Raw genomic sequence first — 19747 nt, forward strand, 5'->3', positions numbered from 1 at the left:
ATGAACGACTTGCAACCGCGTGCCGCGCGGGCGGTCAACGCCAAGGGGGCGTTGTACCTGCAGTTTCGCATCCGGGAGCAACGCTTTGCCCTGAGCGTGCACGAGGTGATCGAGGTGTTGCCGCGCCAGCCGCTCAAGCCGATTGCCAAGGCGCCTGCCTGGGTCGCAGGCATACTTGCACACCGGGGCTTGCTGGTACCGGTGGTTGACCTGGCGGCATTGAGCTTCGGCCAGCCGGCAGCGCAGCGCACCAGTACCCGCCTGGTGCTGGTGCACTACCGAGGCGGCCTGCAGCTTGGCCTGATCCTGGAACAGGCCACCGAAACCCTGCGTTGTCACCCCAACGAGTTTCAGCCCTATGGCGTGGACAGCGCCGAGGCCCCGTACCTGGGCCCGGTGCGTCAGGATGAGCAGGGCTTGCTGCAGCGCATTGAAGTCAACGACCTGCTGCCCGATGCCGTGCACGAGTTGCTGTACGCGGATGATCCGACAGGGATGCCGACATGAACGAACAGCATTTCTTCCGCTTCTTGCGCGAACGCATCGGCCTGGACGTGGAGTCGGTGGGCGCGCCCATGGTCGAGCGTGCGCTGCGCCAGCGCTGCGTGGCCGTGAACGCTGCGGACCTGGATGATTACTGGCTGCACCTGCAACAGTCGATGGATGAGCAACAGGCACTGATCGAAGCGGTCATCGTCCCGGAAACCTGGTTCTTCCGTTACCCAGAGTCCTTCACGGCCTTGGCCAGCCTGGCGCACAAGCGCCTGATCGAGCTGGCCGGGGTGCGCCCGCTGCGTTTGCTCAGCCTGCCTTGTTCGACCGGCGAGGAGCCCTATTCGCTGGCCATGGCCTTGCTCGATGCCGGTATCGCGCCGGGGGCGTTCATGATCGACGGCATGGACATCAGCCCCAGTTCCGTGGCCAAGGCCGGGCAGGGCGTGTACGGCCGCAATGCCTTCCGTGGCAGCGACCTGGGCTTTCGCGAGCGTTACTTCGATGCTTTGGAGGAAGGCCACCTCCTGCATGAACGGGTGCGCGAGCAAGTCAGCCTGCAGGTGGGCAATGTGCTCGACCCGGCGCTGGCCAGCCGCGATGGCCTTTACGATTTCGTGTTCTGCCGCAACCTGCTGATCTATTTCGACGTGCCGACCCAACAACGGGTGTTCGAAGTGCTCAAGCGCTTGTTGCACCCGCAGGGTGTGCTGTTCATCGGTCCGGCCGAAGGTAGCTTGCTGGCGCGATTGGGCATGCGCCCGCTGGGGATTGCCCAATCGTTCGCCTACGTGCGCCAACAGGAGGGCGGCGCCGCGCTGGCTACAACCCCGGTCCAGCCCTTGCGGCGCACGCCGTCCGCACTGGCCAAGCCAGGCTATCCGCTACCGAGCCCAGCGTCGTCGCGCCCATTGCGGGTGCTGCCTGTGGCTGCCAAGCCAGCGCCAGCGCCAGCGCGCGAGCACAAGCGCGAGGCGGCAAGCGAGTTGCTGGCCAGCATTGCCCGGCTTGCCAATGCCGGTGCCAGCGACCAGGCCCGTGGCGAATGCCAGCGCTACCTGGACCAGTTCGCGCCTTCGGCACAGGTTTACTACTGGCTGGGGCTGCTCAGCGATACCGAAGGCGATGCCCAGCAGGCACTGACCCACTATCGCAAAGCCCTGTACCTGGAGCCGCAGCACCCCGAGGCGCTGGTACACCTGGCGGCGTTGTTGGCGGCCCAGGGTGACTTGGCCGGCGCTCGGCGCCTTCAGGAGCGCGCCGCGCGGGTTGGCCGGGAGTCTGAACGATGAAGGAATCCGCGATGCAGTTGCTCGCCGAGGATGACGCGCACATCGACGATTGCTGGAACCGCATTGGCGTACACGGCGACAAGCAGTGCCCACTGCTGGAACGTCACGTTCACTGCCGCAACTGCGAGGTATATGCCGCAGCGGCCACACGCCTGCTCGACCGCTACGCGCTGATGCAGGACCATCAGGCTGCCGTGGTGTCTCCAGTCGAGGAAAGCACCGGCCGCTCCATGCTGCTGTTCCGCCTGGGCGAAGAGTGGCTGGCGCTGGCCACCGCCTGCCTGGCCGAAATTGCCCCGCTACAGGCGGTGCATTCGCTACCGCACCAGCGCTCGCGGGTATTGCAGGGGGTGGCAAACGTGCGCGGTGCGCTGGTGCCGTGCCTGTCACTGGCCGACCTGCTGGGTGTACAGGCCCGCGCTGCCGAGCAACGTGGCGGCCGGGCGGTGCCACGCATGCTGATCCTGGCTGCGGAGGGTGGCCCGGTAGTGATGGCGGTCGAGGAAATCGATGGCATTCACCGGCTCGACCCGAAGCTTCTGGGCAGCGGCCAGGATGCCTCCCGCTTCACCGCAGCGGTGCTGCAATGGCGTGGCCGCAGCGTGCGGGTGCTGGACGATCAACACTTACTGTCTGCCGTGCAGCGGAGCCTGTCATGACCCCAGAGCAAATGCGCGACGCATCGTTGCTCGAACTGTTCAGCCTGGAGGCCGAGGCGCAGACCCAGGTGCTCAGCGCCGGCCTGATGGCGCTGGAGCGTAATCCCACGCAGGCCGACCAGCTCGAGGCTTGCATGCGTGCGGCCCACTCGCTGAAGGGCGCGGCGCGGATCGTCGGGGTGGACGCTGGCGTCAGCGTCGCCCATGTCATGGAGGACTGCCTGGTGGCCGCCCAGGAGGGTCGCCTGCGGCTGAGCGCCGAGCATATCGACGCCCTGCTGCAGGGCACTGACCTGTTGATGCGCATCGCCACGCCTGGCGATGCCGGTGCGCAGGCGACTCTGCCGGTGTTCCTTGCGCAAATGGCCAACCTGCTCGACCCGGGGGCGGCAGCCGTGCCCCCCGCGCCGCCAGCCGTGCCAGCGCAGCCGGAAGCGCCGGGGCAAACCGCACAAGACGAACCTGTGCCGCTGCCTGTCGAACCCTTGGAGCCTGAGCCCGAGCCGGCCCCACGTCGCAAGGCCGGCAAGCGCACCGGCGAAGGGACGGAGCGGGTGCTGCGAGTGACCGCCGACCGCCTCAACAGCCTGCTCGACCTTTCCAGCAAGTCGCTGGTGGAAACCCAGCGGCTCAAGCCTTACCTGGCGACCTTGCAGCGTCTCAAGCGCATGCATGGCCAGGGCATGCAGGCGCTTGACGGCCTTCGCATGCAGCTGGAGGACAGTGGCCAGAGCAGCGAGGTGCTCGAAGCCCTGGCACAGACCCAGCGCCTGCTGGCGGAAACCCAGCAGATCCTGCAGCAGCAAGCTGGCGACCTGGACGAGTTCGGCTGGCAGGCCAGCCAGCGCGCACAACTGCTGTACGACACCGCGCTGGCCTGCCGGATGCGGCCGTTTGCCGATGTGCTGACCGGCCAGAGCCGCATGGTGCGCGACCTTGGCCGTTCGCTGGGCAAGCCGGTGCGGCTGCTGGTAGAGGGGGACAAGACCCAGGTCGACCGTGACGTGCTGGAAAAGCTCGAAGCACCGCTGACCCACCTGTTGCGTAACGCGGTCGATCACGGCATCGAGCTGCCCGAACGGCGGCTGCTGGCGGGCAAGGCGGAGGAGGGGGTGATCCGCCTGCGGGCCTCGCACCAGGCCGGTATGCTCAGCCTGGAATTGATCGACGACGGTGCCGGCATCGACCTCGAGCGCCTGCGCAGCAGCATTGTCGAGCGTGCCCTGTCGCCCGCCGACACGGTGGCGCGGATGAGCGAGGAAGAGTTGCTGACGTTTCTGTTCCTGCCCGGTTTCAGCCTGCGCGACAAGGTCACCGAAGTGTCCGGTCGCGGCGTGGGCCTGGATGCGGTGCAGCACATGATCCGTGAGCTGCGCGGTTCGATCGAACTGACCCAGTTGGCCGGGCAGGGTTGCCGTTTCCACCTGCAGGTGCCATTGACCCTGTCGGTGGTGCGCAGCCTGGTGGTCGAGGTGGGCGGCGAGGCCTATGCATTCCCGCTCGCTCATATCGAACGCACGCTCGAAGTGAGCGCCGAAGAGATCGTGCAGATCGAAGGCCGCCAGCACTTCTGGCACGAAGGCCGGCACATCGGCCTGGTCGCGGCCAGCCAACTGCTCAACCGCCCGGCCGGGCAAACGCAGGGGAACAGCCTGCGGGTGGTGGTGATTCGCGAGCGCGAGCAACTGTACGGCGTGGCCGTGGAGCGCCTGGTGGGCGAGCGGGTGCTGGTGGTGATGCCGCTCGACCCACGGCTGGGCAAGGTGCAGGACATTTCTTCCGGTGCCTTGCTCGACGATGGTTCGGTGGTGCTGATCATCGATGTCGAGGACCTGCTGCGTTCGGTGGAGAAACTGCTCAGCACCGGCAGCCTGGAACGCATCGAACGTGGCAGCAGCGGAGCCCGTGGCGTGGCGCGCCAGCGTATCCTGGTGGTCGACGATTCGCTTACCGTGCGTGAACTGCAGCGCAAGCTGCTCGGCAACCGCGGCTACGACGTGGCCGTGGCGGTGGATGGCATGGACGGCTGGAACGCTTTGCGTGGCGAGGACTTCGACCTGCTTATCACCGACATCGACATGCCGCGCATGGACGGTATCGAACTGGTCACCCTGGTGCGCCGCGACCAGCGCCTGCAGTCGCTGCCGGTGATGGTGGTGTCCTACAAGGACCGTGAGGAAGACCGACGGCGTGGCCTGGATGCCGGCGCCGACTACTATTTGGCAAAGGCCAGTTTCCATGACGACGCGTTGCTGGATGCTGTGGTTGAGCTGATCGGAGGTGCTCAGGGATGAAGATCGCCATCGTCAACGACATGCCCATGGCCGTCGAGGCGCTGCGCCGGGCAGTCGCCTTGGAGCCGGCGCACCAGGTGGTGTGGGTGGCCAGCAATGGTGCCGAGGCGGTGCAGCGCTGCACCGAGCAGCAGCCAGACCTGATTCTCATGGACCTGATCATGCCGGTCATGGATGGTGTCGAGGCCACCCGGCGGATCATGGCCGAAACCCCATGCGCCATCGTAATCGTCACGGTCGACCGCAAGCAGAACGTGCACCGAGTGTTCGAGGCCATGGGCTACGGCGCCCTCGACGTGGTAGACACCCCGGCGCTGGGCGCGGGCGACCCCCGTGAAGCGGCGGCGCCACTGCTGCGCAAGATCCTCAATATCGGTTGGCTGATCGGCCAGCAGCGGGCGCCCGCCGCTCGCCCGGTGGCCACGCCGCTGCGCGAGGCTTCCCAGCGCCGTGGCCTGGTGGCGATCGGCTCTTCGGCGGGTGGCCCGGCGGCGCTGGAAGTTTTGCTTCAGGGCCTGCCGGCGGCGTTTCCGGCGGCCATCGTGCTGGTCCAGCATGTGGACCAGGTGTTTGCCGCAGGAATGGCCGAATGGCTCAGCAGCGCCGCCGGGCTGCCGGTGCGTCTGGCCCGTGAAGGCGAGCCGCCGCAGCCGGGGCAGGTGTTGCTGGCCGGCACCAATCACCACATTCGCCTGCTACAGAACGGCCAACTGGCCTACACTGCCGAACCTGTCAATGAAATTTACCGACCCTCGATCGATGTCTTCTTCGAGAGTGTGGCGCGCTATTGGGCCGGCGATGCGGTGGGCGTGTTGCTTACCGGCATGGGCCGCGATGGTGCTCAGGGCCTGAAGCTGATGCGCCAGCAAGGCTTCCTGACCATTGCCCAGGACCAGGCCAGCAGTGCGGTGTACGGGATGCCCAAGGCTGCCGCGGCTATCGATGCCGCGGTAGAAATCCGCCCGCTGGAACGCATAGCCGGGCGCTTGATGGAATTTTTCGCAAAATGACGAAGTGTATTGAATCACGCCGCCAGGCCGGTAGTGATCGGGTGAACAGGTATGAATGATTTACCGATCGAAGGTTTCACGACCCCCAACGAGAACTCGGCGATGGTGCTGCTGGTCGACGACCAGGCCATGATCGGCGAGGCGGTGCGGCGTGGCCTGGCCAACGAAGAGAACATCGACTTCCACTTCTGCGCCGACCCGCACCAGGCGGTGGCCCAGGCTGTGCGCATCAAGCCTACGGTTATCCTGCAGGACCTCATCATGCCTGGCCTGGACGGGCTGACCCTGGTGCGTGAATACCGCAACAATCCGGCGACCCAGGACATCCCGATCATCGTCCTGTCGACCAAGGAAGACCCGTTGGTCAAGAGTGCAGCCTTTGCTGCCGGGGCCAACGATTACCTGGTCAAGTTGCCGGATACCATCGAGCTGGTGGCGCGCATCCGCTATCACTCGCGCTCCTACCTCACCCTGCTGCAGCGCGACGAGGCCTACCGTGCCTTGCGCGTAAGCCAGCAGCAACTGCTCGATACCAACCTGATGCTGCAGCGGCTGATGAACTCCGATGGACTGACCGGGTTGTCCAATCGCCGCCACTTCGACGAGTACCTGGAACTGGAATGGCGCCGGGCCATGCGTGAGCAGCAGCAGTTGTCGCTGCTGATGATCGACGTCGACTACTTCAAGGCCTACAACGACAGTTTTGGCCACCTGGCCGGTGACGAGGCCCTGCGCCAGGTGGCCGAGGCAATCCGCGGCTCGTGCTCGCGGCCGACCGACCTGCCGGCGCGCTATGGCGGCGAGGAATTCGTCCTGGTATTGCCCAACACCTCGCCGGGTGGGGCACGCCTGATGGCCGAGAAGCTGCGCCAGACCGTGCTCGGCCTCGGCATCCCGCACACCGCGCCGGTCCCCGACTCGTATCTGACAGTCAGCATTGGTCTGGCCACCCAGACTCCGTCCATCGGCAGCCATAGCCGGCAGCTGATCTCGGCTGCCGACAAAGGCCTGTACCAGGCCAAGAATGGCGGACGCAACCAGGTTGGTATCGCCTGACAGGGCCTCATCGCCGGCAAGCCAGCTCCCACAGGTGCAGCGCATGCCTGAGACCTGCGCTGTACCTGTGGGATAGTCCGGGGCAGGCGTTCACCTCATTCTGCCGACACCACTTCTACCGCCCGGCGGGTCTGCCGCCCTGCAGCGGACTCGGTTATACTCGCAGGCTTTTCACCGAATTCGCACGAGAGCTGCCCGCCCATGGAAATCCAACCGATCCTGAACACCATCAAGGACCTCACCGAGCGTTCCCAGTCCATTCGGGGGTATCTTTGACTACGATCACAAGCATGACCGCCTGATCGAAGTCAACCGCGAACTGGAAGACCCTAACGTCTGGAACAAGCCCGAGTACGCCCAGGCCCTGGGCCGCGAGCGTGCCATGCTGGCACAGGTCGTCGAGACCCTGGACAAGCTGTCCGGCGGCCTGGCGGACTGCCAGGACCTGCTTGACATGGCCGTCGAGGAGAATGACGAAGGCGCCGTCGGCGACGTCGTGACCGAACTGGAAGGCCTGGAAGAAAAACTGGCCCAGCTCGAGTTCCGTCGCATGTTCAGCGGCGAGATGGACATGAACAACGCCTACCTGGACATCCAGGCCGGCTCCGGTGGTACCGAGGCGCAGGACTGGGCCAACATCCTGCTGCGCATGTACCTGCGCTGGGCCGACAAGCGTGGTTTCGATGCCACCATCATCGAGCTTTCCGAAGGTGAAGTCGCCGGCATCAAGGGCGCTACCGTGCATATCAAGGGCGAGTACGCCTTCGGTTGGCTGCGCACCGAGATCGGCGTGCACCGCCTGGTGCGCAAGAGCCCGTTCGACTCCGGTGCCCGTCGCCACACCTCGTTCTCGGCGGTGTTCGTGTCGCCCGAGATCGACGACAAGGTCGAGATCGAGATCAACCCGGCCGACCTGCGTATCGACACCTACCGTTCCTCCGGTGCCGGTGGTCAGCACGTGAACACCACCGACTCGGCGGTGCGTATTACCCACGTACCGACCAACACCGTGGTGGCCTGCCAGAACGAACGCTCCCAGCACGCCAACAAGGACACCGCCATGAAAATGCTGCGGGCCAAGTTGTACGAGCTGGAAATGCAGAAGCGCAACGCCGCCTCGCAGGCGCTGGAAGACAGCAAGTCGGACATCGGCTGGGGCCACCAGATCCGCTCCTATGTGCTGGATGACTCGCGTATCAAGGACCTGCGTACCGGTGTCGAGCGCAGCGACTGCCAGAAGGTGCTGGACGGCGACCTCGACCAGTACCTGGAAGCGAGCCTCAAGCAGGGGCTGTAAACCGCATACAACCGCCGCGGTATCTGGCCTGGGCCGGTATCGCGTGCCCTGCCCGAAAGGGGCACCGAACACCTGATGGAAAGAATGACGAAATGAGCGACCTCAAGACCGAAGCGCAAGACCTGCAACAGGAAGAAAACGCCCTGATCGCCCTGCGCAAGGAAAAGCTTGCCGCCGAGCGCGCCAAGGGCAATGCCTTCCCCAATGACTTCCGTCGCGACAGCTACTGCAACGACCTGCAGAAGCAGTATGCGGACAAGACCAAGGAAGAACTGGAAGCTGCAGCGATTCCGGTCAAGGTTGCCGGCCGCATCATGCTCAACCGCGGCTCGTTCATGGTCATTCAGGACATGACCGGCCGTATCCAGGTCTACGTCAACCGCAAGACCCTGTCGGAAGAGACCCTGGCCGCGGTCAAGACCTGGGACCTGGGCGACATCATCAGCGCCGAAGGCACTCTGGCCCGTTCCGGCAAGGGCGACCTGTACGTCGAAATGACCAATGTGCGCTTGTTGACCAAGTCGCTGCGCCCGCTGCCCGACAAGCACCACGGCCTGACCGACACCGAGCAGCGCTACCGCCAGCGTTACGTCGACCTGATGGTCAATGAAGAAACCCGCCACACCTTCCGCGTGCGTTCGCAGGTGATCTCGCACATCCGCAAGTTCCTCATCGAGCGCGACTTCCTCGAAGTCGAGACGCCGATGCTGCAAACCATCCCGGGTGGTGCCGCGGCCAAGCCGTTCGAAACCCACCACAACGCCCTGGACATGGCCATGTTCCTGCGTATTGCGCCGGAGCTGTACCTCAAGCGCCTGGTAGTTGGTGGCTTCGAGAAGGTGTTCGAGATCAACCGCAACTTCCGTAACGAAGGCGTTTCGACTCGTCACAACCCTGAATTCACCATGCTCGAGTTCTACCAGGCCTACGCCGACTACCGCGACAACATGGACCTCACCGAGGAACTGTTCCGCGAGCTGGCGCAGCTGGTACTGGGCACTACCGATGTGCCGTACGGCGACAAGGTGTTCCACTTCGGCGAGCCGTTCGCCCGCCTGTCGGTATTCGACTCGATCCTCAAGTACAACCCGGAGCTGACCGCTGCCGACCTGCAGGACGTCGACCGCGCCCGCGACATCGCCAAAAAGGCCGGGGCCAAGGTGCTGGGCCACGAAGGCCTGGGCAAGCTGCAGGTGATGATTTTCGAAGAGCTGGTCGAGCACAAGCTGGAGCAACCGCATTTCATCACCGAGTACCCGTTCGAAGTGTCGCCGCTGGCCCGTCGCAACGACGACAACCCGGCTGTTACCGACCGTTTCGAGCTGTTCATCGGTGGCCGCGAGATTGCCAACGCCTACTCCGAGCTCAACGATGCCGAAGACCAGGCCGAGCGCTTCCTTGCCCAGGTGGCCGAGAAGGATGCCGGTGACGACGAAGCCATGCACTACGACGCCGACTTCGTCCGCGCCCTGGAGTACGGCATGCCACCGACTGCTGGTGAAGGCATCGGCATCGACCGCCTGGTGATGCTGCTGACCAACTCGCCGTCGATCCGCGACGTGATCCTGTTCCCGCACATGCGTCCGCAGGCCTGAGTGAATTGAACGAGCCGCCTTTCGAGGCGGCTTTTTCTTGCCTGAAGCTTTATGTTGTCAGTACCGGCCTCTTCGCGGGCACGCCCGCTCCCACAGGGACCCCACAGGTCCTTGCAGGTGTGGTTTCCCTCGGGAGCTGTTTTGCCAGCCATCATAGGCCTGCACAGGTCCTGAATGTGGTGAGGTCCCTGTGGGAGCGGGCGTGCCCGCGAAGAGGCCGGCACTGACAAAACACTGTCCATGAGGTACCCCCCCGTGACACCCGCAATGCCTCACCAGGGCGCCGCCGGCATCGCCACCGCCGTCGCCGAAAGCGTGCAATACCAAGGCCGCAAGACTGCCCGCCAAGGCAGCGAGCAGCGTCGTCAACAGATCCTCGACGCCGCCATGCGCATTGTCGTGCGCGATGGCGTGCGCGGTGTGCGCCATCGCGCCGTCGCCGCCGAGGCCGGTGTGCCACTGTCGGCCACCACCTACTACTTCAAGGATATCGAGGACCTGCTCACCGATACCTTCGCCCAGTACGTCGAACGCAGCGCCGCCTACATGGCCAAGCTGTGGGCCAATACCGAGGTGGTGTTGCGCCAGTTGCTGGCCCAGGGTGACGGCAGCCCGCAGGCGCGGGCACGCCTGGCTGAGGAGGTCGCGCGCATGACTGCCGACTACGTGCAGCGGCAACTGCTGAACCGCCGCGACTTCCTGATGGCCGAACAGGCCTTCCGCCAGGAGGCGCTGCTTTGCCCGCGCCTTGCTCAACTGGTGTGCGCCCATGAACAGATTCTGCTGCATGGCACCCGCCAATTGCTGCAGGTGGTGGGTTCGCAGCAACCGGAACAGGATGCCCAAATGTTGACGGCGATTATCAAGCAGATGGAATATCAGGGCCTGCTCAAGGATGCGAATGCGCAAGCCGATGGGCAGATGCTCGCTATGCTTAGCCGATACCTGCAGCTGGTGCTGGCATCGGCCTGAGCCGAGACCGACTTTTCAAGGAGAACCTGATGAAAGCCTGGCGTGTGGTGTTGTTGACTTTGTCATTCCTGCTGCTGGGCGGTTGTCTGGTGACCTTCCACGAGCCCTTGCCGAGCAACCAAGCAGCGCCCAAGGCCCTGCTCGGCAAGTGGAGCAGCAAGGACGCCTGGGGTGAGCCGCTGAAGCTGGTGATTAGCCGTAGCGGCGGCGATGCCTACAAGGCGGTGGCCACGGCCAAGGGCAAGGCCCCCGAGGAATACGTGTTCACCGTGTCGCGCCACGGCAACCGCTGGTACCTGTCGGCTGGCGTGCCAAAACGCCTGGGTGGCAACTTCCTGATCGGCGGTTTCGATATCGTCGATGGCAAGGAACTGGTGGTCTACAACCTGGATGTGGAACAGGTGCAGCAGGCGGTGGACAAGAAGGAACTGACCGGGCGCAGCACCGAAGTGCCGGAAGACAACGGCGACGGCGTGCTGATCGACAGCCCGTCGGCGCGGGTGCTGGCTTACCTGGACGACCCGGCCAACTCCGACCTGTTCGTTGAAGTGGCGCGGTTCCAGCGTTCCGGCAAGTAATTACCTGTGCCGTCCCGGGTCCCCTGAAGGAGCAGCCTTGTGCTGCGAAGAGGCCAGTAGGGCAAACCATTTCAGTTGCCGCTAATGGCCTCCTCGCAGCACAAGGCTGCTCCTACAGGAACCGAGGCCGGTACAGGCAAAGCAAGGCTTGGCACTTTGTTCCAATAAGGAGTCCCCGGTGGACGAATACCAGCAAACCATCCGTGCCCTGTCCGACCGCATCGTTGCGGCACAGACCCCGATCCGGGTCCTGGACGCGGTGAAGTGGGACGACAACATCCGCCAGGGCTTCCTCAAGGCCAAGGGCAAGGAGCCGCCGGCCGTCGACCGTGCCTACTACCAGTCGCGCCCGCTGGCGTTCGATTCCAGCGCGGTCAAGGCCGAGTTCCAGGGCATCGAGCGCGACATCATTCGCCAGCTCGGCCAGTTCAACCCGGTCGGGCAGATCATGAAGCGCATGTGTCGCGAATACCGCATGGTGGTGCGCATGCTCGAAGCGCGCGGCACCGAGGATTTCGGCCTGATCTCCCAGGAACTGTACGGCGCTGCTTCGGATGCCTTCCACGCCGGTGACCCGACCCTGGCCGACCTCGGCCTGATGCTGTCGGACTACCTGAACAACATCGATGGCCGTGGCGACCTCAAGGACGAACCGAAGAACCTCACCGCCAAGGAGGCTGTGGAAATCCTCCAGCACCGGTTGAACAAGGTGTTCGGCGAGGCCGAGGAAACCATTCGTGTGTTCGAGTCCGACGGTATCGTCGCCGATGCTGCGGCCGGGGCTGACTACATCAAGGTGCGTGCCGACGCCATGTTCAACTCCCGTGACGTGCGCGCCCTGGAGGTGCACGAAGGGCTGGTGCATGTCGGTACCACGCTCAACGGCCTGAACCAGCCGATCTGTACTTTCCTGGCCAAGGGCCCGCCCTCGTCGACGGTAACGCAGGAAGGCCTGGCCATCCTCATGGAGGTGATCGCCTTCGCCTCCTACCCCAGCCGCCTGCGCAAGCTCACCAATCGCACCCGCGCCATCCACATGGTCGAGGAGGGTGCAGATTTCATGCAGGTCTACAACTTCTTCCGCGAGCAGGGGTTCGAGATGGCGCAGAGCTACAGCAACGCCAGCCGGGTGTTCCGTGGGTCGGTGCCCAATGGCCTGCCATTTACCAAGGACTTGTCCTACCTCAAGGGCTTCATCATGGTTTACAACTACATTCAGTTGGCCGTGAAGAAGGGCAAGCTCGAACAGATCCCGTTGCTGTTCTGTGGCAAGACCACCCTGGAAGACATGCGTACCCTGCGACAGTTGGTCGAGGAAGGCCTGGTCGAGCCTCCCAAGTACCTGCCCGAGCAGTTCCGCGACCTCAACGCGCTGTCGGCCTGGATGTGCTTCTCCAACTTCCTCAACCACCTGAGCCTGGATCGCATTGAAGCCGATTACGCGAACATTCTCTGAGTGCTGCCGCCTGCTGGCCCTGGGTTTGATCCTGCTGGGCCTGGGCGGTTGCAGCAGCCTGCTGTTCTACCCCGAGCGTGGCCAGGCGTTCACGCCAGAGCGGGCCAGGCTCGAATACCGCGATGTCACCCTGACCACTGCTGATGGTATCCGCCTGCACGGCTGGTGGTTGCCGGCCAAGGCCGGGGTCCAGGTCAAGGGCACGGTGCTGCACCTGCACGGCAATGGCGGCAACCTGCCTGGGCACCTGGGCGGCAGCTACTGGCTGCCGGAGCAGGGCTACCAGGTATTGATGATCGATTACCGCGGCTACGGCCTGTCGCAGGGCGAGCCGAGCCTGCCTGAGGTGTACCAGGACATCGCGGCGGCCATGGCCTGGCTGGAACAGGCGCCCGAGGTAAAGGGCAAGCCGCTGGTATTGCTGGGGCAGAGCCTCGGCGGGGCCATGGCCATTCACTACCTGGCGGCCCACCCGGAGCAGCGCCAGCGTTTCAGTGCCCTGGTGTTCGACGGTGTGCCGGCCAGTTACCGTGCGGTCGGGCGTTTTGCCCTCAGCACCTCGTGGATGACCTGGCCGCTGCAGGTGCCGCTGTCGTGGCTGGTGCCGGACGGCGACAGCGCCATCCGCTCGATCGCGCAACTGAGCAGCCCGCCCAAGTTGTTCTTCCACAGCATCGACGACACCCTGGTGCCGATGGACAACGGCATTCGCCTGTACCAGCACGCGCCTGCGCCACGGGTGCTGCAACTGACCCGTGGCGGCCACGTGCAGACCTTCGCCGACCCGACCTGGCGCCAGGTGATGCTGCGTTTCCTGGACGACCCCAGCCATTTCAACGGCCTGCGGCGGCTGGCCGAAGTACCCAATTACCCTGACGAGAAGAACAAGCAATGAGTGAAGAACGCAACGCCATCCCGCTGATCCTGACCGGTGTCGGCAGCATCATCGTGACGGTGGGGGCCTTGTGGTACTACGGTTACCTGCATTTCGCCAAGCCCGAGGATGCCCTGTTGCTGCAGGACTTCACCATGCTCAAGACCATCCCAGGCGAGGACTACAAGGTCTCGCTCGACCCGGCGCCACAAGTGGCCCAATGCGTCGATGGCGTGCTGGTGTTGTTCGATACCCAGCAGAAAGGCCTGACCGGGGTGCTGGTGGACAACCGCAAGCGCGCGGTGCGTTGCATGGGCGAGGAAACCCCGCAGCAGGTGCAGTGAGCCATTATCTCTGCTGCCTGTACGCGGTCCCTGTGGGAGCGGCTTTAGCCGCGAAAGGGCCAGCACAGGCAAAAGAAAGCCCCGCGTCGAGCGCGGGGCTTGTCAGTTCAGCTAGCCAGCCTTACTGCTGTACCTGGCTCACAGAGCGCGGCGCCACCGGCTGGTTGTCGTTGGAGATGGTCACCTCCACCCGACGGTTCTGCGCACGCCCCGAATTGCTCGAGTTGTCCGCTACCGGGTACTCCTTGCCATAGCCCTGGGCGACGATGCGCGCCGGGTCGACGCCAGCACGTACCAGTGCCATGCGCACGCTGTTGGCGCGGCGCTCCGACAGGCCCTGGTTGTAGTTGGCAGAGCCTACGCTGTCGGTGTAACCCTCGACGATCACCTTGCGTTCCGGGTTCTCCTGAAGGAACTGCGCCAGCTTGGTGACGTTCGGGTAGGCGTTGCTCTTGAGTTCGGCCTTGTTGAAGTCGAACAGCACGTCACCGAAGGTGACCAGCGTGCCGCGGTCGGTCTGCTTGGCGTTGAGGCTGTCCTGCAGCTTGGCGATCTGTGCGTCGCGGGCGTCCAGCTTGGCCTGGGCGCGCTGGGCCGAGGCGTTCTTCAGTTCGCTTTCGGCGGTGCGCAGGGCAATGGTCTGCTTGGCCACCTCGACGCGCTGGTTGGTCAGGTAGGCCAACTGGTCGACCTTCTTCTCTTCTTCACGGTCCATGTAGGCCTTGTCGGCCTTGTTCAGCCAGTCCTGGGCGTCCTTGGTCTCCAGCGCGGCAACCTTGCTCGATTGCGGGTCGCTCTGCAGCGAAGAGAAGTTGGTGCGGGCCGATTCGAGGTTGGCGTTAGGGTCGTGCGAGCAGGCAGCAAGACCGACGCTCAGGGCCAGCAGGGCGGGAATCATGACGTAGTTGCGCATAGTGTTCATCCTTTGATCGTGTGCGAAGGCCGAGGGGGGCGCGGCAGGGCTCACTGAGCGCTGCGCAGGCCTTCCTCACGTACGTCCTGAACGCCCTGGCGGGCATCCTGCACGGCCTTCTGGGCCTTGGCCGCCTGGGCCTTGCGTTCGGCGAGGCGGGCGTCCCATTCGGCCTGTTCGGCCAGGCGCCTGGCGTCGTCGTACTTCTTGTCATGCATGGCGATCTCGGCCTGCTTGAACTTGTCCTGCGCCGCTTTCATTTCCACGGCGGCGAACTCGGTGCCGCCAGCGCTGACGGCGGAGTTCACGGCGGACTGGGTGACTGCATACTGCTCGGTGGGCGGGTTGCCCGCACAGCCGGCCAGAACGAGGCTGCTGCCCAGGGCCAGCGCTGCCAGCTTCAACCCGCGCACATGAGTGGATGAGGGTTTGTAGATGCGGGTGTTCTTGGTGGTCAGTTCCATTGGATCACTCCTGTTTACGACGTTGTCCGTAGCAGTCCATCGCTCGTTCCCTGACACGTGCACGCGCTTCATCTCAACGGTGCACAACGGCAGGTGTGCAGGGTTTTAGCGTGATGGCTATTGGCTGTGACTGACGCGTTTTTCGGATAGTTCAGAAAAAATCATCCTGAGCGGATAACTATTTCTGACTAATCGGTCAGTGCGATTCGCCCGGAACTTTCGCGGGGCGTAGCGATATTCCGGGCCTTTGCCAGGCCCGGAGCGGGGGCGGCGGGTTACTTCTGGCTGTCGGCTGCTGGGTTGCTCAGAGCGTGCAGATGCTGTCGCGAAAGCGACAGAAAGCGCGGAGTAGGGCCGATGTCCTCGTACAGCGGGTCGCCTTCCTCGTCGGTGGCGATGACCTGGCGGCCTTGCACATAGGGGAAGCTGGCCTCCAGTTCCTCGAGGGCTGCCGCGACCAGCTCACCGAGAAGTTCCTCGGCGGTGCGCTTGGGGTACATGTCGATCAGCGCGGCCAGGCGCGCTTCGGACTCAAGGTCCAGGTGCAGGACATGGCTCGTGGGGCTGAGGGTACCGGCGGCATTCTGTTCCCAGTGCCTGGCGAGTTCACGGATTTTCATGATGACCTCTGTTGACGCCTGAAAGGGCTGCATTGCATGGGAGTGTCGTGCTTTCACTTTAGTTTGCTTTGGCCGATCACGGCTTGCCATCGGCGCCGGGCTGTGGGCACTCTTGGTGCGAATACCGCGCGCCCTTGTGGGAGCGGGTAAAGGCTGAAAAGGGATGCAATGCGCCAGAGCCGCGCCGGAGAGAGGGCCAATGACCGATATCGATGTGCGTTTGCGTGAAGATGTCCATGTGTTGGGTGAGCTGCTCGGCGATACCATTCGCCAGCAGCATGGCGAGGCGTTCCTGCAGAAGATCGAGGACATCCGCCACAGTGCCAAGGCCGACCGCCGCAGCGCTGGCGAGCAACTGAGCTCGACCCTGGCGGACTTGGCCGATGAAGACTTGCTACCCGTGGCCAGGGCCTTCAACCAGTTCCTCAACCTGGCCAACATGGCCGAGCAGTATCAGCTGATCCGCCGCCGAGACGCCGACCAGCCCGAGCCGTTCGAGGCACGGGTGCTGCCCGAGCTGCTGGCGCGCCTGAAGCAGGCCGGGCACAGCAATGATGCCTTGGCACGGCAATTGGCCAAGCTCGACATCCAGCTGGTGCTCACCGCTCACCCCACCGAGGTGGCCCGCCGCACCCTGATCCAGAAGTACGACGCCATCGCCGGCCAACTGGCTACCCAGGACCACCGCGATCTGACCCCGGCCGAACGCGAGCAGGTGCGCGAGCGCCTGCGCCGGTTGATCGCCGAGGCCTGGCACACCGAAGAAATCCGCCGCACCCGACCGACGCCGGTGGACGAAGCCAAGTGGGGCTTTGCGGTGATCGAGCATTCGCTGTGGCACGCCATCCCCAGCCACTTGCGCAAGGTCGACAAGGCCTTGCTGGAGGCTACCGGTCTGCGCCTGCCGCTGGAGGCGGCGCCGATCCGCTTCGCCTCGTGGATGGGTGGTGACCGTGATGGCAACCCCAACGTGACCGCAGCTGTCACCCGCGAAGTTCTGCTGCTGGCGCGCTGGATGGCTGCCGACCTGTTCCTGCGCGACATCGATGCGCTGGCCTCCGAATTGTCCATGCAGCAGGCCGACGATGCCCTGCGCGAGCGGGTCGGTGACAGTGCAGAACCCTACCGTTCCCTGCTCAAGCAACTGCGCGATCGCCTGAGGGCAACGCGCGCCTGGGCGCATTCGGCATTGACCAGCAGCCAGCCGGCCAGCGCCGAGGTGCTGGTGGACAACCGCGACCTGATCGCGCCGCTGGAGCTGTGCTACCAGTCACTGCACGCCTGCGGCATGGGTGTGATCGCCGAAGGCCCGTTGCTCGATTGCCTGCGCCGCGCCGTGACCTTCGGCCTGTTCCTGGGCCGCCTGGATGTGCGCCAGGACGCCGCCCGCCACCGTGATGCGTTGAGCGAGATTACCGACTACCTGGGCCTGGGGCGTTATGCCGACTGGGATGAAGAGCAGCGCATCGAGTTTCTCCAGGCCGAGCTGAAAAACCGCCGGCCACTGCTGCCCGCGCACTTCAAGCCGCAGGCCGATACCGCCGAGGTACTGGCCACCTGCCGGGAAATTGCCGCCGCGCCGGCCGCCTCGCTGGGCTCTTACGTCATCTCCATGGCCGGTGCTGCCTCGGATGTGCTGGCGGTGCAGCTGCTGCTGAAGGAGGCCGGCCTGACTCGGCCCATGCGGGTGGTGCCGCTATTCGAGACCCTGGCCGATCTCGACAATGCCGGCCCGGTGATGCAGCGCCTGCTCGGCCTGCCAGGCTACCGCGCCAACCTGCGCGGTCCGCAGGAGGTGATGATCGGTTACTCCGACTCGGCCAAGGACGCTGGTACCACGGCAGCGGCCTGGGCGCAGTACCGGGCCCAGGAAGACCTGGTGCGTATCTGCGCCGAGCACCAGGTCGAGCTGCTGCTGTTCCACGGCCGTGGCGGCACGGTAGGCCGCGGCGGCGGCCCGGCCCACGCTGCGATCCTGTCGCAGCCACCGGGTTCGGTGGCGGGGCGGTTCCGTACAACCGAGCAGGGCGAGATGATCCGTTTCAAGTTCGGCTTGCCGGGCATCGCCGAGCAGAACCTGAACCTGTACCTGGCCGCCGTGCTCGAAGCTACCCTGTTACCACCGCCACCACCGCAGCCGGCCTGGCGCGAGGTGATGGACCAGCTGGCCGCCGATGGGGTCAAGGCCTACCGCAGCGTGGTGCGGGAGAACCCCGATTTTGTCGAGTACTTCCGCCAGTCCACCCCGGAGCAGGAGCTGGGGCGCCTGCCGCTGGGCAGCCGCCCGGCCAAGCGCCGAGCCGGTGGCATCGAAAGCCTGCGGGCCATCCCGTGGATCTTCGGCTGGACCCAGACCCGCCTGATGCTGCCAGCCTGGCTTGGCTGGGAAACGGCATTGAACAATGCCCTGGCCCGTGGCCAGGGTGAACTGCTGGCGCAGATGCGCGAGCAATGGCCGTTCTTCCGCACCCGCATTGACATGCTCGAGATGGTGCTGGCCAAGGCCGATGCACAGATCGCCGAGGCCTACGACGAACGTCTAGTGCAACCGCACCTGCTGCCATTGGGTGCGCACCTGCGCGACCTATTGTCGCAGTCGTGCAAGGTGGTACTTGGCCTTACCGGGCAGCCGGTGCTACTGGCGCACAGCCCCGAGACGCTGGAATTCATCAGCCTGCGCAACACCTACCTGGACCCGTTGCACCGCCTGCAGGCCGAGTTGCTGGCCCGCTCGCGCAGCCGCGAAGCCGCTCTGGACAGCCCGTTGGAGCAGGCCTTGCTGGTGACTGTGGCGGGTATTGCAGCCGGCCTGCGCAACACCGGCTGAGTGCAGGCCCGGGGCGTCCTGGGCAGGTGCTGCGCAGGGCATGCAAGCGGGCGAGGAGGGTGGTTGCGCCGGGCGCAACCGCCTGCCAGGCCAGCCGTAGGTGGCGCATTCCTGCAACTTTGGGACGCTTGTCTGGCTGCCGAGCGCTGTGTATCTTGAGCAGCCTTCTGACCGATTTATGGTCATACCCGATTTTCCGGACTTGGCCCTGGTCGCCGAATCCATTGAATTTCAAAAAAAAATTTGAGGAGCACGAGATGCGCGTAATTCTGCTGGGAGCTCCCGGGGCCGGTAAAGGTACTCAGGCAAAGTTCATCACCGAAAAGTTCGGTATTCCCCAGATTTCCACCGGTGACATGCTGCGTGCCGCCGTCAAGGCCGGTACCCCGCTGGGCCTGGAACTGAAGAAAGTCATGGATGCCGGCCAGCTGGTCTCCGACGAGTTGATCATCAGCCTGGTAAAGGAGCGCATCGCCCAGCCTGATTGCGCCAAGGGCTGCCTGTTCGACGGCTTCCCACGTACCATTCCGCAAGCAGAAGCCATGGTCGCTGCCGGTGTCGACATCGACGCCGTCGTGGAAATTGCCGTGGACGACGAGGAAATCGTCGGCCGCATGGCTGGCCGCCGCGTGCACCTGGCCTCGGGCCGCACCTACCACATTCAGTACAACCCGCCGAAAGTGGAAGGCAAGGACGACGAGACTGGTGAAGACCTGATCCAGCGCGATGACGACAAGGAAGAAACCGTTCGCCATCGCCTGTCGGTGTACCACAGCCAGACCAAGCCGCTGGTGGACTTCTACCAGAAGCTGTCGGCCGCCAATGGCGGCAAGCCGAAGTACAGCCACATCGAAGGCGTCGGCTCGGTCGAAGCCATCACCGCCAAGGTCCTGGCAGCCCTGAGCTGATCCAGAGCCCGACGCACCTCGACAACGGCCCCCGTGGGGGGCGGGTTCGGGTGTGGGGGGGGGTTATAACCCCCAACCCCGCGCCCCCCGGCCCCC

At 64.6% G+C, this 19747-nt stretch carries 18 protein-coding genes; 15 read left to right on the forward strand and 3 right to left on the reverse strand.

Annotated elements, in window-relative coordinates:
- From IRZ77_RS21665 to IRZ77_RS21725, 13 genes are all read left to right on the forward strand, one after another.
- A complete protein-coding gene (locus IRZ77_RS21665; protein WP_046616101.1) occupies positions 1-507 on the forward strand; it encodes a chemotaxis protein CheW in 507 nt (168 codons plus the stop codon).
- On the forward strand, positions 504-1784 hold the full coding sequence (locus IRZ77_RS21670) for a CheR family methyltransferase (RefSeq protein ID WP_046616102.1): 1281 nt from the start codon (positions 504-506) through the stop codon (positions 1782-1784). Before IRZ77_RS21665 ends, IRZ77_RS21670 begins: the two co-directional genes overlap by 4 nt.
- The gene (locus IRZ77_RS21675; RefSeq protein ID WP_085601943.1) at positions 1781-2443 is read left to right on the forward strand and encodes a chemotaxis protein CheW; all 663 of its coding nucleotides are present in this window, start codon (positions 1781-1783) and stop codon (positions 2441-2443) included. The genes IRZ77_RS21670 and IRZ77_RS21675 overlap by 4 nt, the downstream gene beginning before the upstream one ends.
- Positions 2440-4737 carry a hybrid sensor histidine kinase/response regulator gene (locus IRZ77_RS21680; RefSeq protein ID WP_196174414.1) on the forward strand — a complete coding sequence of 766 codons (2298 nt, stop codon included), beginning with the start codon at positions 2440-2442 and terminating at the stop codon, positions 4735-4737. The genes IRZ77_RS21675 and IRZ77_RS21680 overlap by 4 nt, the downstream gene beginning before the upstream one ends.
- Complete coding sequence (gene wspF, locus IRZ77_RS21685) at positions 4734-5747, forward strand: Wsp signal transduction system protein-glutamate methylesterase WspF (RefSeq protein ID WP_046616105.1); 1014 nt, start codon at positions 4734-4736, stop codon at positions 5745-5747. The genes IRZ77_RS21680 and wspF overlap by 4 nt, the downstream gene beginning before the upstream one ends.
- Positions 5748-5798: 51 nt before the next feature.
- Complete coding sequence (wspR, locus tag IRZ77_RS21690; protein WP_046616106.1) at positions 5799-6803, forward strand: Wsp signal transduction system regulator diguanylate cyclase WspR; 1005 nt, start codon at positions 5799-5801, stop codon at positions 6801-6803.
- 201 nt (positions 6804-7004) lie between these two features.
- A protein-coding gene (gene prfB / locus IRZ77_RS21695; RefSeq protein ID WP_108480361.1) for a peptide chain release factor 2 occupies positions 7005-8100 on the forward strand; the annotation gives its coding sequence in 2 pieces (ribosomal slippage) (positions 7005-7076 and positions 7078-8100; 1095 coding nt in all).
- Positions 8101-8192: 92 nt separating this feature from the next.
- Positions 8193-9695, forward strand: coding sequence for a lysine--tRNA ligase (gene lysS, locus IRZ77_RS21700; protein ID WP_046616107.1), 1503 nt, complete (start codon positions 8193-8195; stop codon positions 9693-9695).
- A 267-nt stretch (positions 9696-9962) separates the two neighbouring features.
- Positions 9963-10667, forward strand: a complete 705-nt coding sequence (locus IRZ77_RS21705; protein ID WP_196174417.1) for a TetR/AcrR family transcriptional regulator — start codon at positions 9963-9965, stop codon at positions 10665-10667.
- 29 nt (positions 10668-10696) lie between these two features.
- Positions 10697-11245, forward strand: coding sequence for a hypothetical protein (locus tag IRZ77_RS21710; RefSeq protein ID WP_003258915.1), 549 nt, complete (start codon positions 10697-10699; stop codon positions 11243-11245).
- Positions 11246-11423: 178 nt separating this feature from the next.
- Positions 11424-12701 carry a flavohemoglobin expression-modulating QEGLA motif protein gene (locus IRZ77_RS21715; RefSeq protein ID WP_085601946.1) on the forward strand — a complete coding sequence of 426 codons (1278 nt, stop codon included), beginning with the start codon at positions 11424-11426 and terminating at the stop codon, positions 12699-12701.
- On the forward strand, positions 12673-13596 hold the full coding sequence (locus IRZ77_RS21720; RefSeq protein ID WP_046616110.1) for an alpha/beta hydrolase: 924 nt from the start codon (positions 12673-12675) through the stop codon (positions 13594-13596). Before IRZ77_RS21715 ends, IRZ77_RS21720 begins: the two co-directional genes overlap by 29 nt.
- Complete coding sequence (locus IRZ77_RS21725; protein WP_003252219.1) at positions 13593-13919, forward strand: hypothetical protein; 327 nt, start codon at positions 13593-13595, stop codon at positions 13917-13919. The genes IRZ77_RS21720 and IRZ77_RS21725 overlap by 4 nt, the downstream gene beginning before the upstream one ends.
- A 121-nt stretch (positions 13920-14040) precedes the next feature.
- Here IRZ77_RS21725 and IRZ77_RS21730 read toward each other — a convergent pair whose 3' ends face one another.
- The 3 genes from IRZ77_RS21730 to IRZ77_RS21740 form a co-directional block, all read right to left on the reverse strand.
- Entirely contained in the window at positions 14041-14832 is a 792-nt protein-coding gene (locus IRZ77_RS21730) for an OmpA family protein (RefSeq protein WP_196174415.1), read from the reverse strand.
- 50 nt (positions 14833-14882) lie between these two features.
- Positions 14883-15296, reverse strand: a complete 414-nt coding sequence (locus IRZ77_RS21735; protein WP_085601948.1) for a DUF4398 domain-containing protein — start codon at positions 15294-15296, stop codon at positions 14883-14885.
- 275 nt (positions 15297-15571) lie between these two features.
- Positions 15572-15916, reverse strand: coding sequence for a pilin assembly protein (locus IRZ77_RS21740; protein WP_196174416.1), 345 nt, complete (start codon positions 15914-15916; stop codon positions 15572-15574).
- A gap of 199 nt (positions 15917-16115) precedes the next feature.
- On the opposite strand from IRZ77_RS21740, the gene ppc reads away from it, so the two are divergent.
- Together ppc and adk are read left to right on the forward strand one after the other, a co-directional pair.
- A complete protein-coding gene (ppc, locus tag IRZ77_RS21745; RefSeq protein ID WP_046616114.1) occupies positions 16116-18743 on the forward strand; it encodes a phosphoenolpyruvate carboxylase in 2628 nt (875 codons plus the stop codon).
- Positions 18744-19000: 257 nt separating this feature from the next.
- Positions 19001-19651, forward strand: coding sequence for an adenylate kinase (gene adk, locus IRZ77_RS21750; protein WP_046616115.1), 651 nt, complete (start codon positions 19001-19003; stop codon positions 19649-19651).
- The last annotated feature ends 96 nt before the right edge of the window (positions 19652-19747 follow it).

The organism is Pseudomonas pudica, assembly GCF_015680405.1.
Classification (GTDB): domain Bacteria; phylum Pseudomonadota; class Gammaproteobacteria; order Pseudomonadales; family Pseudomonadaceae; genus Aquipseudomonas; species Aquipseudomonas pudica.

Bases quoted from the DNA above. Each gene is read 5' to 3' on its own strand.
- IRZ77_RS21665 (WP_046616101.1), top strand. From the start codon at position 1: ATGAACGACTTGCAACCGCGTGCCGCGCGGGCGGTCAACGCCAAGGGG.
- IRZ77_RS21670 (WP_046616102.1), top strand. From the start codon at position 504: ATGAACGAACAGCATTTCTTCCGCTTCTTGCGCGAACGCATCGGCCTG.
- IRZ77_RS21675 (WP_085601943.1), top strand. From the start codon at position 1,781: ATGAAGGAATCCGCGATGCAGTTGCTCGCCGAGGATGACGCGCACATC.
- IRZ77_RS21680 (WP_196174414.1), top strand. From the start codon at position 2,440: ATGACCCCAGAGCAAATGCGCGACGCATCGTTGCTCGAACTGTTCAGC.
- wspF (WP_046616105.1), top strand. From the start codon at position 4,734: ATGAAGATCGCCATCGTCAACGACATGCCCATGGCCGTCGAGGCGCTG.
- wspR (WP_046616106.1), top strand. From the start codon at position 5,799: ATGAATGATTTACCGATCGAAGGTTTCACGACCCCCAACGAGAACTCG.
- lysS (WP_046616107.1), top strand. From the start codon at position 8,193: ATGAGCGACCTCAAGACCGAAGCGCAAGACCTGCAACAGGAAGAAAAC.
- IRZ77_RS21705 (WP_196174417.1), top strand. From the start codon at position 9,963: ATGCCTCACCAGGGCGCCGCCGGCATCGCCACCGCCGTCGCCGAAAGC.
- IRZ77_RS21710 (WP_003258915.1), top strand. From the start codon at position 10,697: ATGAAAGCCTGGCGTGTGGTGTTGTTGACTTTGTCATTCCTGCTGCTG.
- IRZ77_RS21725 (WP_003252219.1), top strand. From the start codon at position 13,593: ATGAGTGAAGAACGCAACGCCATCCCGCTGATCCTGACCGGTGTCGGC.
- IRZ77_RS21730 (WP_196174415.1), bottom strand. From the start codon at position 14,832: ATGCGCAACTACGTCATGATTCCCGCCCTGCTGGCCCTGAGCGTCGGT.
- IRZ77_RS21735 (WP_085601948.1), bottom strand. From the start codon at position 15,296: ATGGAACTGACCACCAAGAACACCCGCATCTACAAACCCTCATCCACT.
- IRZ77_RS21740 (WP_196174416.1), bottom strand. From the start codon at position 15,916: ATGAAAATCCGTGAACTCGCCAGGCACTGGGAACAGAATGCCGCCGGT.
- ppc (WP_046616114.1), top strand. From the start codon at position 16,116: ATGACCGATATCGATGTGCGTTTGCGTGAAGATGTCCATGTGTTGGGT.
- adk (WP_046616115.1), top strand. From the start codon at position 19,001: ATGCGCGTAATTCTGCTGGGAGCTCCCGGGGCCGGTAAAGGTACTCAG.